The following is a 13955-nucleotide window of genomic DNA, read 5'->3' on the forward strand; positions in this document are numbered from 1 at the left end:
GCATCAACAATCGCAGGATTCTAGGGGGCGCCGTGGGCCGCGCTACTGTCAGAAGCGGCAGTGCCCAGGAAGCGATGGCGCAGCCATTGCGCCAGATCATCGAGATAGCAATAGATCACCGGCACGACGACCAGGGTCAGCAGCGAGGACGTGATCACGCCGCCGATCACCGCCTGCCCCATCGGCGCGCGCTGCTCCGAGCCTTCAGACAATGCAAAAGCCAGCGGCACCATGCCAAACACCATGGCCAGCGTCGTCATCAGGATGGGGCGCAGCCGCACCCGGGCGGCGTGCAGGAGCGCGTCTTCACGGCCCATCGGTTCGGCGTCAACGCCATGGCCATGCTCGCCTTCGCGCGAGCGGATGGCAAAGTCGATCAGCAGGATCGCGTTCTTGGTCACCAGGCCCATCAACATGACGATGCCGATGATGCTGAACATATTCAGCGTCGAGCGGAAGGCCAGCAGCGCCAGCACCACGCCGATCAGCGTCAGCGGCAGCGAGCTCATCAGCGCCAGCGGCTGCAAAAAGCTCTTGAACTGGCTGGCCAGAATCATGTAGATGAAGACGATGGCCAGGGCCAGCGCGCCGACGGCGTACTGGAAGGACTCGGTCATGTTCTTGGTCGAGCCGCCAAAGCTGTATCGGTAGCCAGGCGGAAATGGCGTCGCGTCCAGCACCTTCTTGATGTCGGCCGAGACCTCGCCGGAGCTACGGCCCAGCGCATTGCCGTCGATGGTGATCTCGCGATTCATGTCGCGGCGGTTGATCTGGTTCGGGCCGGTCGAGGGGCGCACATCGGCCACCTGGGCCAGGCGCACCACCCGCGGCGAACCATCGGCCCCAGGCGCCACATTGATCGGCATGTCCTGCAGATCGGCCAGATGGTCGCGCTGCTCGGGCGCCAGGCGCACCAGCACATCGTAGTTTTCACCATCGGGCGCGCGCCAGTTACCGACCGTCGTCCCAGCCACCAGCGTGCGCAGCGTGCCGGCCAGCGCATTGACGTTGAGCCCCACGTCGGCGGCCGCATCACGTTTGACTTCGATGGACACAGTGGGTTTGTTCGGCTTCAGGGTGCTGTCCAGATCAACCAGGCCGGGGATCTTGTTCAGCTGTGCCGTCACGCCGTTGGCGATGCGTTCCAGTTCCCTCAGATCGGGGCCTTGCAGCGAGAACTGCAGGCTCTTGCCACCGCCGAGATCGGTCTGGCCGATATTGGTGACGGTGATGCCAGGAATCGTTGACAGCTTCTCGCGCAGCGGCGCGGCCAGTTCGACCACGCTGCGCTGGCGGTCCTTGCGGTCGACCAAGCGCACATAGATGGCACCATAGATCTTGCCGGCCGCGAAGCCGCTGTTGATCGTGGTCACCGTGTAGCGCACCTCGGGCATGCTGCGCAGCACCTCGTCGATCTGGCGCGCCCGCGCTTCCGTCACTTCAAGCGAGGAGCCGACCGGCGTGTAGAAATTGATCTGCGTTTCAGACAGATCGGCCTTGGGCACAAACTCCTTGCCCACGCTGCCCAGCAGACCACAGCTGGCCAGCAAGGTGCCCAGCGCGATGGCCAGCGTCTTGCCCTTGTGGCGCAGCGACCAGGCCAGGATCACCTGATAGGCATCCGACAACCAGTTTGTGAAGTCGTCAAACACGCCGGTGACGCGACCAATGGTCTTGTCGTACAGCGTGACCGGCGTGCCACGATGGCCGCCATGGGCCTGCGGGTCGTGCCAGACGCTGGACAGCATCGGGTCCAGCGTGAAGCTGACGAACATTGAGATCAGCACCGCCGCGACGATGGTGATGCCGAACTCGTGAAAGAACTTGCCGACGATGCCGCCCATGAAGCCGATGGGCAGGAACACCGCCACGATGGACAAGGTGGTGGCCAGCACCGCCAGGCCGATCTCCTCGGTGCCATCCAACGCCGCCTGCCGCGGGCTGACGCCCATCGCCACATGGCGAACGATGTTCTCACGCACCACGATGGCATCGTCGATCAACAGGCCCACGCACAGCGAGAGCGCCATCATCGTGATCGTGTTGATCGTGAAGCCGAAGGCATACATGAACAGGAAGGTGCCGATCAGCGCGATCGGCAGCGTCAGCCCGGTGATGACGGTCGAGCGCCAGGAGTTCAGGAACAGGAACACGATCAGCACGGTGAGCACCGCGCCTTCGATCAGCGTGCGCTTGACGTTGGCCACCGAGACCCGGATGCCGCGCGAGTTGTCGCGATTGACTTCGAGCTTGACGCCAGCCGGGGTCAGGTTTTGCGCTTCCTTCAGCGCCACCATCAGGCCATCGACGACGGCAATGGTGTTCTCGCCCTGGCTCTTCTGCACCGACAGCAGCACCGTGCGCTGGCCGTTGTACAGCGCCAGGCTCTCGACCTCCTGCGGGCCGTCGACCACATCGGCAATCTGCGCCAGCTTGATCGAGCTGCCGGCCTTGCGCGCAACGACGATGTCGCGGAAATCCTCCGGCCGCTTCAGCCGGGCATTGATCTGTACCACCTGCTCGCGTTCGCGCGAACGCAGATTCCCCATCGGCAGTTCCTGGTTCTCGCTCTTCACCGCGGCCAGCACCTGATCAACGCTGATGCCCAGCGCCTCCATGGCCTGCGGCTTCAGGAACAGCTGAATCTGCCGCTGCAAGCCGCCCACCACGGCGACCGAGCCGACGCCGCGAACGTTCTCCAGCCGCTTCTGCAGCACTTGGGTGGCCCAGGTGGTCAGCTCCTGCGTACTCTTGTCTTTGTTCTCGGCCAGCACCGCCACATTGAAGATGGGCGCACTCTGCGGGTCGAAGCGCGAGATGCGCGGCTCCTTGACCTCATCGCGCAGCAGCGGGCGAATCAGCGCCACCTTCTCACGCACATCCTCGGCGGCCTTGCGGCCGTCGACATCGAGATTGAACTCGATGATGACCACCGAGCTGCCCTCGTAGGAGCGCGAGTACAGCGAGTTGATGCCGGCCACCGTGTTGACCGCTTCTTCGACCTTCTTGGTCACCTCGGCCTCGACGATCTCGGGTGAGGCGCCGGGATAGTCCATGGCCACGACCACGGTCGGAAAGTCGATATTGGGGAACTGGTCAACCGACAGACGCTGGTAGCTGAACAGCCCCAGCACGACAAAGGCCAGCATGACCATGGTGGCCATGACCGGGTTCTGGATCGAGACTCTGGTGAACCACATGGTGCGCGGCCGCCTTAGTTGGAGGCTGCCGAGGCAGGGGCGGGAGTCGCAGTCGGCGTTGCGGTGGGTGCCGCGCTCAGCTTGACTGGTGTGCCCTCGGCCACCGCACCCGCGGCCAGGCTCAAGAGCTGCGCCCCGGCACTGAGACCCGAGCGAATCTCCACCATGGCCTCGCCCTTGCTATCGCCAACGGCGCCCAACTCCACTGTCTGCGCCCTCACCTTGCCGCCCTCAACCATCAGCACATAGGGCTTGGCGCGATCGACCCGCACCAGCGTGCTGGGCACGGCGAGCGCCTGCTTGTCCTCCAGCGCCAGGCGGCCGCGGGCAAACATGCCGTGACGCAGGCCGGGTTGGCCGTCCATGCGCAGATAGGCCAGCACCGCGCGCGAGCCGGCCTGCGCGGCCGGATTGACCCGCGCAACGATGGCCCGCACCGGCTGGTCCAGGCCATCGATCTGTAGCTGCGCGACCGCGCCGGGCTTCAGTCCGACAGCCTGCTCGGCGGGAACAGCGGCTTCGAGTTCGAGCTTGGAAATGTCAACAATTTCGACGATGCGGCCGTCGATCGCTACCCGCTCACCCGGCTGTGCCAGCCGCTGAGAGACCTGCCCGCTGATCGGTGCCAGCAGCTGCGCGTCGTTCAAGGCCTTGCGCGCCAGCTGCACCGCCGCCTCGGCCGCCAGCAGATTGGCCTTGGCCGCAGCTTCTGCTGAGATGGCAGATTCCATCGCCGTCGACGAAATAAAGCCCTGGCTGACCAGGGCCCGGTTGTTGTCCAGCGTGCGGCGGGCAATGTCCAGCTGCGCCTTGTTGGCCAGTGCCGTTTGCTCGGCCTGCTTCAGCCGCCATTCGAATTCGGTGGTGTCCAGCTGCCCGAGCAGCTGGCCAGCGCGAACGCCATCGCCCTCGCGCACGGTCAAGCGCGCCAACTCGGCCGCCACCTTGGCCTTGAGCACGGCGGTATCGACCGCCTTCAGGCTGCCCGAGATCGCCAGGCTGCGCGAAAAGGGGCGTGGCTGCAGCGTCAGCAGATCAAGCGCCCCGAGACTCAAGCTTGGCGTCGCCGCGGCGGCCACCGGCGCGGCTGCGCCACGCGACTTCATCCAGCGCGATGCGCCCGCCCCCACCAGCACCAAGATGAGCACCGGGATCGCGATCTTCTGCCAAGCTTTCATGCGTCTCTACTCGTTTTGTTTTATGGAAGGAGGAGCGGCCAGCAAGCCCCGCAGTATCAGGTCGATCTGCACGCGTATCACCGCGGCCGGATCGATGGGCGGACCAAACATCGCACAGGCCCCGAAGGAGTGCTGGTTGAGCACCATGTGCAGCATCGGCCCGATCAGCACATGAACGGCCTCGGACACCGGCACCGGTCTGAACTCACCGCTGGCAATGCCGCGGGCGATCACGCCACCCAGCAGCTCATGCGTCGGCGCAATGACTTCATCAACAAAGAACTGCGCCAGCTCGGGGAAGTTGCGCGCCTCGGCCACCATGATCTTGCTGATGCCGCCGGCCGGGGTATTGCCCACCCGCACCCACCAGTCGTTCAACACCATCGCCAGCAGTTCGGCCATGCTGCCCTGGTAGCCGGCAATCAAGGCCGCGCCCTCGGCGATGTGGGCCGACAGGCTCTCGCGAATCAGCGCCTTGAACAGCTCTTCCTTGGAGGCGAAATAGAGGTAGAGCGTGCCCTTGGACACGCCGGCGCGGGCCGCCACCTCCTCGGAGCGCGTCGCCGCAAAGCCTTTCTCGACGAACAGCGACAACGCCGCATCCAGCAGTTCCTGCGGGCGGGCTTCCTTGCGACGCTGACGGGGCGATGGTGAGGCGGGGGCTGGGCGCATTCGAGTACTGACTAACCGGTCAGTAATGTATGACTGGCGTCTGGGAGGGTCAAGCCTGGCACAGAATGCCGAAATGCAAAGATTCTTGAAGTCACGCCGCACCCTGTTCGCCACCCCCCTGCTGCTTGCCAGCGTGCTGCTGCCTGGCTGCGCGACCGGCCCACGCACCGTGACCCTGGGCGAGACCGAGCTGAACCTGCTGCTGAGCCGGCAGATGCCGGTGGAAAAGCGCGTGCTGGAGCTGCTGGACACCCGCCTCAGCGCACCGCAGCTGCGCTTGCTGCCCGAGCGCAACCGGCTGGCCTTGTCGCTGCAGCTGAGCTGGCGCGAGCGGCTCAGCGGCCACGAAGGGCAGACGCCGCTGACCCTGGAATTTGCCCTGCGCTGGGACGAGGCGACGCGGGCCATCCGTGCGCAACAGGTCGAACTGCTGGAACCCGGCAGCGCGGGCGGCAGCGGCCGCCAGGCCTTGGCCAGTCGCGCCGCCAAGCTGCTGGCCGAGCAATGGCTGGAAGGCCAGGCCATCTACCGCTTCAAGCCCGACGACCTGACGAAAGCCGAGGCGCTGGGGCTGAAGCCGCGCGCGGTGACGGTGACCTCACGCGGTGTCGAGATCACGCTGGCCGCCAGCTGACCCACGCAGCGAACCACGCCACAGGCCGGTCGCTTCACCTGCCCCAGCTATCATCGCGCCCATTTTCGCCAGTCTGGCTGGGCTGATCGCCCGCGCCCGGTGCGCCATATCAATTGTTTTTGCGGGGTCGTTGTGGACACTCTTTTACTGATCAAGTCCGTCATCATGGGCATCGTCGAGGGCTTGACGGAATTCCTGCCGGTGTCCTCGACCGGCCACCTGATCCTGACCGGTTCGCTCCTCGGCCTGCACGACGAGAAGAGCAAGGTGTTCGACGTCGCCATCCAGACCGGCGCCATCTTTGCCGTCATCCTGGTGTACTGGCAGCGCCTTCGCGATACCGCTGCTGGCATCTTCAGCGAAGCGCGCTCGCAGCGCTTTGCGCTCAATGTCCTGGTGGGTTTCCTGCCCGCCGCGGTGATCGGCGTGGTCGCGTACAAGGCGATCAAGGCGCATCTGTTCAACCCGCTGGTGGTGGCCGGCGCCTTCATCGTTGGGGCGCTGATCATCCTGATGGTCGAGCGGCGCAAGAATCCGGTCGTGCGCATCCAGACGGTTGACGACATGAGCGTCGTCGATGCGCTGAAGGTCGGCCTGGTGCAATGCCTGGGCATGATTCCAGGTACCAGCCGCTCCGGCGCGACCATCATCGGCGGCATGCTGCTGGGCCTGTCACGCAAGGCCGCGACCGACTTTTCGTTCTTCCTGGCCATCCCGACGCTGATCGGCGCCGGCGCCTACAGCATGTTCAAGGCGCGGGCGCTGCTGTCGATGGCCGATCTGCCGCTGTTCACCGTGGGCCTGATCAGCTCCTTCCTGAGCGCCTGGTTGTGCGTGCGCTGGCTCTTGCGCTATATCGCCACGCACAGCTTCGTCGCCTTCGCCTGGTACCGCATCGCCTTCGGCATCGTCGTGCTGGTCACCGCCTATACCGGCGTCGTCGTCTGGGCCGACTGAGCAAGCGCCTGCAGCCCGGGGGCGGCTCGGTGATAATCCGCCCCCATGACGATCACGATCAAATCCGCGGCCGACATCGCCGCCATGCGCATCGCCGGGCGACTGGCATCCGAAGTGCTGGACATGCTGACCGCGCATGTCAAACCCGGCATCACGACCGATCAGCTCGACAAGCTGGCGCATGACTACATCGTCAACGTCCAGCAGGCGATTCCGGCGCCGCTGAACTACTGCCCGCCGGGCTACACGCCCTATCCCAAGTCCATCTGCACCTCGATCAACCATCAGGTCTGCCATGGCATCCCCAATGACCGCGCGCTGAAGAGCGGCGACATCGTCAATATCGACGTCACCGTCATCAAGGACGGCTGGCACGGCGACACCAGCCGGATGTTCGTCGTCGGCGAGGGATCGATCGCCGCCAAGCGGCTGTGCGCCTTCACCTACGAGGCGATGTGGAAGGGCATTGCCAAGGTCAAGCCCGGCGCCCGCCTCGGCGACATCGGTCATGCGGTGCAGACCTTTGCCGAGAACGCCGGCTTCTCCATCGTTCGCGAGTTCTGCGGCCACGGTATCGGCACCGTCTTTCACGAGGAACCGCAGGTGGTCCATTACGGCCGCCCCGGCACGCTGGAAGAGCTGGTGCCCGGCATGGTGTTCACCATCGAGCCGATGATCAACGCCGGCCGCCGCGAAATCAAGGAACTCGGCGATGGCTGGACCATCGTCACCAAGGACCGTTCGCTGTCGGCCCAGTGGGAACACACGATTGCCGTGACGGAGACCGGTTATGAGGTGCTGACGCTCTCCGCCGGCAGCCCGCCGCCGCCGGCCTTCATCACCGGCTGAGCGCCCCGCCCCACACGCGCATTGCCGCGCACCGCCATGGACGTTCGACTGGAATGCCCGCTATGAGGCCTGAGATCGGCATCGCCGAGTTGCGTCAGCATTTCAAGACCGGCAAGCAGGGCCTGCTGGACGCCTTCCGCGCCGCGGCGCCCACCGTCTCGGCCGCCACCGCGCTGATGCGCAAGCTGGCGCGGCATGTCGACGCCACGCTGCAGACGCTCTGGCATCAAGCCGGCCTGCCGCCCGAGGCCTGCCTGGCGGCCGTGGGCGGCTATGGTCGCGGCGAGCTGTTTCCCTTCTCCGATGTCGATGTGCTGCTTCTCCTGCCCGATGGCATGGAGGCCCACCAGCCCGGCGCGCTGAAGACGGCGCTGGAGGCTTTCATCACCGCCTGCTGGGATATCGGCCTGGAAATCGGGGCCTCGGTGCGCACGCTGGGCGAATGCGTGCACGAGGCCGCCGGCGATGTGACGATTCAAACCGCCATGCTCGAGGCGCGCCAGCTGGCCGGCGCCAAGCCGCTGTTCAAGCAGTTCGAGCAGCGCCTGGGTACGGCGATGGACGCACGCGCCTTTTTGCGCGCCAAGACGCTGGAAATGCGCCAGCGCCACACCAAGTACGACGACACGCCCTATGCGCTGGAGCCCAACTGCAAGGAGAGCCCCGGTGGCTTGCGCGATCTGCAGCTGCTGATCTGGATCGCCCGCGCCGCCGGCCTGGGCAAGACCTGGCCCCAGCTGGCCGCACGCGGCCTGATCACGCCCTTCGAGAGCCGCCAGTTGCAGCGCCATGAAGGGGTGCTCAAACTGATTCGCGCCCGGCTGCATGTGGTGGCCGGGCGGCGCGAGGATCGCCTGGTGTTCGACCTGCAGACCGCCGTGGCGCAGAGCTTCGGCTACCAGGCCGACAGCCCGGGCAACCGCGGCCAGCGCGCCTCCGAGGTGCTGATGCGGCGCTATTACTGGTCGGCCAAGGCGGTCAGCCAGCTGAACCAGATCCTGCTCTTGAATCTGGAAGAACAGATCAGCGGCTCGCAGAACGCGCCGATGCGGGCCATCAACGAGCGCTTTCTGGACCGTGCCGGCATGCTCGAGGTCGCCAGCGACGATCTCTACGAGCGTGAGCCGCATGCCATCCTCGAAACCTTTCTGATCTACCAGCAGACGCCGGGCGTCAAGGGCCTGTCGGCACGCACGCTGCGCGCGCTCTACAACGCCCGCGAACAGATGGACAGCGGTTTTCGCCGTGACCCGGTCAACCGGGCGATGTTCCTGAAGATCCTGCAGCAGCCCGAGGGTCAGACCCACGCCTTCCGGCTGATGAACCAGACCTCGGTGCTGGGCCGCTACCTCTGGGTGTTCAGGCGCATCGTCGGGCAGATGCAGCATGACCTGTTCCACGTCTACACCGTCGATCAGCACATTCTGATGGTGCTGCGCAATGTGCGGCGCTTCTTCATTCCCGAGCATGCCCACGAGTACCCGTTCTGCTCGCAACTGGCAGCGCAGTTCGAGCGGCCCTGGCTGCTCTATATCGCGGCGCTGTTCCACGATGTGGCCAAGGGGCGCGGGGGCGACCACTCCGACCTCGGCGCGCGCGAGGTGCGGCGCTTCTGCCGCGAGCATGGGCTGCCCAAGGAAGACAGCGCGCTGGTCGAGTTCCTGGTTCAGCACCATCTGACGCTGTCGCGCGTGGCGCAGAAGGAAGACCTGTCCGACCCCGAGGTGATCAATGCCTTTGTCGCCAAGGTCGGCGACACCCGGCGGCTGACCGCGCTCTACCTGCTCACCGTGGCCGATATCCGCGGCACCAGCCCCAAGGTCTGGAACGCCTGGAAGGGCAAGCTGCTGGAAGACCTGTTCCGCGTCAGCCTGCGCGCTTTAGGCGGAGCCAAACCCAATGGCGAAGCCGAGATCGAGGCGCGCAAGCAGGAGGCCCGCCAGGCCCTGGCCCTGCATTCGATGCTGCCCGGCACCGAGGCGCCGCTGTGGAACACGCTGCAGGTCAGCTATTTCGCTCGCCACGATGCCGGCGATCTGGCCTGGCATGCGCGCTCGCTGTGGCGCCACGTCGATGCCGCCGCGCCCATTGTCCGCGCCCGTCCCTCACCGGTCGGCGAAGGCCTGCAGGTGCTGGTCTATGCGCCCGATCAGGCCGATCTGTTCGCCCGCATCTGCGGCTATTTCGACAGCGCCGGCTTCAACATCCTGGACGCCAAGGTGCACACCACGCGCAGCGGCTTTGCGCTGGACACCTTCCAGGTGATCTCGCCCGATCTGGACCTGCACCACCGCGATCTGGTCTCTCTGGTCGAAACCAAGCTCGCGACGGCGCTGGCCGCACCGGGCCCGCTGCCCGAACCGCGTCGCGGCCGGCTGTCGCGGCGGGTCAAGAACTTTCCGTTCACGCCGCGGATCTCGCTGCGACCCGACGAGCGGGCGCAGGCCTGGCTCTTGTCGATCAGCGCCAGCGACCGCGCCGGGCTGCTCTACGCCATCGCCCGCGTGCTGGCCCGCCACGGCATCAATCTGCAGCTGGCCAAGATCTCGACGCTGGGCGAGCGGGTCGAGGACACCTTTCTCGTCGACGGCCCGGCGCTGCAGCAGAACCGCCTGCAGCTGCAGATCGAGAGCGAGCTGCTCGACGCCGTCGCCCTGCCCGCCTGAGCGTTACTTCGCGGCCTGTGCGGCAATGCCAATCAGGGGCAGATTGCCGTAGCTGGTGGTCGGCAGCACGCCGTTCCACTTGGCGATGGCGGCACGCTGGTTCTCCACCTCGCGCAGCTTCAGCAGCTCAGGCGTGACCTGCTGGCGCTGCAGAGCCAGCGATTCGGCCTCGGCCTTGGCCTGCGTGACCTTCTGCTCCGCCTCGACGCGGATGCGCAGCAGATCGCGCTCGGCACGCAGCTTGTCCTGCTCGGCACCGACCTTGGCCTCGATGGCACGCGAGAAGCTGTCCGAGAACTTGAAGTTGACGATGGCGAACTCGTCCAGCACCAGGCCGTGACGCTGCATCTTCTCGCGCAGCAAGGCAGCAATGCCCTCGCGCACATCGGTGCGGCGGGTGATCAGCTCCTCGGCGGTGAATTTCGCCGTCACCGCCTTCACCGATTCCTGCGCCGCCGGCAGGATGATGCGGTCGGCAATCACCTCGGTGCTCGGGCCGATGCTGGCAAAGGCCGCTGCCACCTGATGGGGCTCGAGGTGGTAGTTGATCGCCACCCGGGTATGCACCGCCTGCAAGTCCTTGGAAGCCGCGTCGCCCTCGCCTTCACCCTTTTGCACCCGCGTCTCCAGCGTGTGGATGGTCTGCGCCAACGGCAGCCGGAAATGAATGCCCTCACCCAACACCTCATTGCCCGGGCGGCCGAAGGTCGTCATCACGCCGCGCGAGCCGGCCGGCACGATGCCATACGGTGCCAGCAGCCAAACCAGACCCAGCACCAGCAGCGCCTTGAGCAGCCGTGCCGGAAACATCCCAAACCCATCCCTGTTGAACTCCATCATTGCTCTCCTTGTTGAAGCGGCCCCCGCGCCAACTGCGCCGTAGGCCCGACGCAACTATCCGAGCCGTGGCATCAGGAACACATAAGTCACCCAAATCGCCCGATGCCGCCGCAGCCCAGGGCTTACCCTTGACACCCGTCAAGCCCTGCTTCATGCGAGCATGGCAGCATGCCCATCCTGATGCCCAACAAATACACCGAGAAAGCCCTGCAGGAATCGCGCCGTTTCGGCGTCAAGCCTGTGCCCGTGCTGCGCCCGCTGGGCTGGCTGGCGCGCGGCTGGCTCGATCTGCTGCGCTGCCCACTGCCCTCGCTGCTGCACGGATTGCTGCTGGCCGGCGCCGGAGCGCTGATCTTTTTGCTGGCGCGCGAGCGCTTCTGGCTGCTGGCCGGCGCCTTCAGCGGCTTTCTGTTGGTGGCGCCCATCCTCGCCACCGGCCTTTATGCGATCAGCCGCGAACTGGAGCGGGGTCAGAAGCCCGGCTTCGAGACCGTGCTGAAGGCCTGGCGGCCGCATGACGGCCGGCTGATCGTGTTTGGCGTCTTGCTGGCCTTTGCCGGTACCGGCTGGGTCTTCACCTCGGCCTCACTGATCACCGGATTTGCCGGCCAGCCCATCAACAAGCCCTTGGACTTCCTGCGCCATGTGGTGCTGAACGAGCAGTCGCATCTGTTCGAGGTCTGGCTGGGCCTTGGCGCGCTGCTGGCCGCCCCGATGTTTGCCTCGACCCTGGTCGCCGTGCCGCTGATCCTGGATCGGCAAATCGGTGTGCTTGGCGCGGTCTTTACCAGCTGGCGCGTGGTGATGGAGTACCCGGCGCCGGTGGCGCTGTGGGCCGCGCTGATCATGGGGCTGACGCTGCTGGGCATGGTCAGCCTGATGCTGGGCCTGGTGGTCGTGCTGCCCTGGCTGGGCCACGCCAGCTGGCATGCCTACCGCGACCTGGTCGACACCTCGGGCATGGCCAAGAACGATTGAAGCGCCCAAAGAAGCACCGCGATGTTTGGATACACAGAAGAGCAAATTGCGCAGTTCGGCCTGAGCTTCGGCGTCACGGCCTTCATGCTCTATATGGTGTTCATCATCATTCAGCTGGCGCGCGAATCGAAGGCTGGCAAGTTCGGCACCTTTGTGCTGCTGCTGGGCCTGGGTTTCGGCCTGGTCGGCTTTGCCGCCAAGGGGCTGATCAAGTTCTTCCTCAGCGGCCTTGGGGAGTAGGCAGATGGCAACACCTGGCACACGCAGCTTTCGCCACTCCTTGTTTGAAGACGCCCAGGCGCTGATCACCGGCACGCTGTTCGTCGCCATCGGCGTGGCCATGTTCAAACAGGTCGGCATGCTGACCGGCGGCACCGTCGGCATCGCTTTTTTGCTGCACTACGCCAGCGGTTGGCCCTTCGGCGCGCTGTTCTTCTGCATCAACCTGCCCTTTTACTGGCTGGCCTACCGGCGCATGGGACTGCCCTTCACGCTGAAGACGGTGGCAGCGGTGACGCTGATGTCCAGCCTTTCGGAAGCCCTACCGCGGATGATCCAGTTCAGCGGGCTGAACCCCTGGTTTGCTGCCATCGCCGGCGGCCTCCTGATCGGCGCCGGCATGCTGATCCTGTTCCGCCACCGCGCCAGCCTGGGCGGGCTGAACATCGTCGTGCTCTATCTGCAAGATAAAAAGGGCTGGCGCGCCGGCTATATGCAGGCCATCCTGGACGCCAGCATCCTGCTGGCCTCGCTGAGCGTGGTCTCGCCGGAGCGCATCGGCCTGTCACTGCTGGGCATGGCAGCGATGAACGCCTCGTTGGCCATCAATCACCGGCCAGGGCGCTATCTGGCAATCTGAAGCCAGCGTCTTTATACGTTAGCAAACGACTTAAAGGCCCAAGTCCTCATCGACAGGCTGATCGGGCTGGTGCTGCTGCGCCACCCGAGCGACCGCCGCGAACAGGCCGTCAAGTTCGGGCGCTTCTGCCGTCTCCGTGGCTGTACTGGCCAGAGACAGATCCAGTGTCGGCAACACTTCGACGTTGGCCGGCACAGCGCCTTGGTGCAAGCGGCTCAGATCCAATGAAGGCGCCTCAGGCTCCTGCCAGCGCGCCGCGGCCCGCAAGCGCTCCAGGCTGCCAGTGAGCGCCGCGTCGACCGCCTCGCGTTGCTGCCGCGCCTGGGCTTCGGCTTGTTCGCGAGCCTCGGCCTGCGCTTGTTCCAGGCGTTGACGTTCTGCAGCGGCTGCAGCCGCTTCCGCTTGTGCAGCGGCCAGAGCGGCTGCCGCTCGCTCGGCCTCCAGTGCTGCAGCCTGTCGCTGAGCTTCTCGCAGCTCAGCCTCTGCCGCCTCAGCCTGCGCCGCCCGGCGCTGCGCGGCGGCACGCGCGGCCTCTTCACTTGCTTCTCTTGCTTCACGCGCTTCACGCGCTTTGGCCTCGCGAACCAAACGCACGTTTTCAAGCCTGTCCGCTTCTGCCTGCGCGGCCCGCAGAGCGGCTTCGCGGGCCAGTTGCGCGGCTTGTTCACGCGCCAGTTGTTCTGCCGCTTGCTCAGCCATTCTTTCGGCAAGCCGAGTGGCCGCGTCGCGCTGCTCTTGTGCAGCCCGTTCGGCCGCGAGCGCTGCCGCAGCCTCGGCGGCTTGATTTGCAGCCAGTGCCTCAGCCTCACGCTGTCGTTCGGCCTGTTCCGCCTCGGCAAGCAGCAACGCCAGCCTTTCAGCGGCTGCCTTTTCGGCTGCATGCTGCCGCTCAAGCGCCTGTGCCTGCCGATCACGCTGCGCCGCCAACTCAGCCTCCCGTCGCGACTGCAGTGCCTGCTGCGCTTCGTCCCAGGCCTGTTTCTGAGCGCGTTCAGCCGCAGCGCGTTCAGCCGCAGCGCGTTCAGCCGCAGCGCGTTCAGCCGCAGCGCGTTCAGCCGCAGCGCGTTCAGCCGCAGCGCGTTCAGCCGCAGCGCGTTCAGCCGCAGCGCGTTCAGCCGCAGC

At 65.8% G+C, this 13955-nt stretch carries 13 protein-coding genes; 8 read left to right on the forward strand and 5 right to left on the reverse strand.

What is annotated here, in order from left to right; translation table 11 throughout:
• Window positions 1-20 precede the first annotated feature (20 nt).
• The 3 genes from RQP53_RS06935 to RQP53_RS06945 are packed head-to-tail and all read right to left on the reverse strand — an operon-like array spanning window position 21 to window position 5050.
• The gene (locus RQP53_RS06935; protein ID WP_315649492.1) at window positions 21-3200 is read right to left on the reverse strand and encodes an efflux RND transporter permease subunit; all 3180 of its coding nucleotides are present in this window, start codon (window positions 3198-3200) and stop codon (window positions 21-23) included.
• 14 nt (window positions 3201-3214) lie between these two features.
• Window positions 3215-4378, reverse strand: a complete 1164-nt coding sequence (locus RQP53_RS06940; RefSeq protein WP_315649493.1) for an efflux RND transporter periplasmic adaptor subunit — start codon at window positions 4376-4378, stop codon at window positions 3215-3217.
• Between the two features lie 6 nt (window positions 4379-4384).
• The gene (locus tag RQP53_RS06945) at window positions 4385-5050 is read right to left on the reverse strand and encodes a TetR/AcrR family transcriptional regulator (RefSeq protein ID WP_315649494.1); all 666 of its coding nucleotides are present in this window, start codon (window positions 5048-5050) and stop codon (window positions 4385-4387) included.
• Between the two features lie 73 nt (window positions 5051-5123).
• Here RQP53_RS06945 and RQP53_RS06950 point away from each other — a divergent pair, with 73 nt between their 5' ends.
• The 4 genes from RQP53_RS06950 (at window position 5124) to RQP53_RS06965 (ending at window position 10156) form a co-directional block, all read left to right on the forward strand.
• On the forward strand, window positions 5124-5684 hold the full coding sequence (locus tag RQP53_RS06950; protein ID WP_315649495.1) for a YceB family lipoprotein: 561 nt from the start codon (window positions 5124-5126) through the stop codon (window positions 5682-5684).
• Window positions 5685-5816: 132 nt separating this feature from the next.
• Window positions 5817-6641: an undecaprenyl-diphosphate phosphatase gene (locus RQP53_RS06955; protein ID WP_315649496.1), complete on the forward strand. Its 825-nt coding sequence runs from the start codon at window positions 5817-5819 to the stop codon at window positions 6639-6641.
• Between the two features lie 45 nt (window positions 6642-6686).
• Complete coding sequence (map, locus tag RQP53_RS06960) at window positions 6687-7490, forward strand: type I methionyl aminopeptidase (protein ID WP_315649497.1); 804 nt, start codon at window positions 6687-6689, stop codon at window positions 7488-7490.
• A 62-nt stretch (window positions 7491-7552) separates the two neighbouring features.
• Window positions 7553-10156 carry a [protein-PII] uridylyltransferase gene (locus RQP53_RS06965; RefSeq protein WP_315649498.1) on the forward strand — a complete coding sequence of 868 codons (2604 nt, stop codon included), beginning with the start codon at window positions 7553-7555 and terminating at the stop codon, window positions 10154-10156.
• A 3-nt stretch (window positions 10157-10159) separates the two neighbouring features.
• Here RQP53_RS06965 and RQP53_RS06970 read toward each other — a convergent pair whose 3' ends face one another.
• On the reverse strand, window positions 10160-10993 hold the full coding sequence (locus tag RQP53_RS06970; RefSeq protein WP_315649499.1) for a prohibitin family protein: 834 nt from the start codon (window positions 10991-10993) through the stop codon (window positions 10160-10162).
• A 171-nt stretch (window positions 10994-11164) separates the two neighbouring features.
• Between RQP53_RS06970 and RQP53_RS06975 the strand changes: the two genes are divergently transcribed.
• From RQP53_RS06975 to RQP53_RS06985, 3 genes are read left to right on the forward strand one after another with little or no spacing between them, the layout of a single operon-like run.
• The gene (locus RQP53_RS06975) at window positions 11165-11974 is read left to right on the forward strand and encodes a DUF2189 domain-containing protein (protein WP_315649500.1); all 810 of its coding nucleotides are present in this window, start codon (window positions 11165-11167) and stop codon (window positions 11972-11974) included.
• A 21-nt stretch (window positions 11975-11995) separates the two neighbouring features.
• Window positions 11996-12214, forward strand: coding sequence for a DUF2788 domain-containing protein (locus RQP53_RS06980; RefSeq protein ID WP_315649501.1), 219 nt, complete (start codon window positions 11996-11998; stop codon window positions 12212-12214).
• A gap of 4 nt (window positions 12215-12218) precedes the next feature.
• Entirely contained in the window at window positions 12219-12833 is a 615-nt protein-coding gene (locus RQP53_RS06985; protein WP_315649502.1) for a YitT family protein, read from the forward strand.
• A 30-nt stretch (window positions 12834-12863) separates the two neighbouring features.
• Here the strand turns inward: RQP53_RS06985 and RQP53_RS06990 are convergent, their stop codons facing one another.
• Window positions 12864-13532: a hypothetical protein gene (locus tag RQP53_RS06990; protein WP_315649503.1), complete on the reverse strand. Its 669-nt coding sequence runs from the start codon at window positions 13530-13532 to the stop codon at window positions 12864-12866.
• A gap of 180 nt (window positions 13533-13712) precedes the next feature.
• On the opposite strand from RQP53_RS06990, the gene RQP53_RS06995 reads away from it, so the two are divergent.
• Window positions 13713-13955 (forward strand): hypothetical protein (locus RQP53_RS06995; RefSeq protein WP_315649504.1); only part of this gene is annotated, 243 nt, incomplete at its 3' end.

The organism is Roseateles aquae (genome assembly GCF_032337115.1).
Lineage (GTDB): Bacteria > Pseudomonadota > Gammaproteobacteria > Burkholderiales > Burkholderiaceae_C > Roseateles_C > Roseateles_C aquae.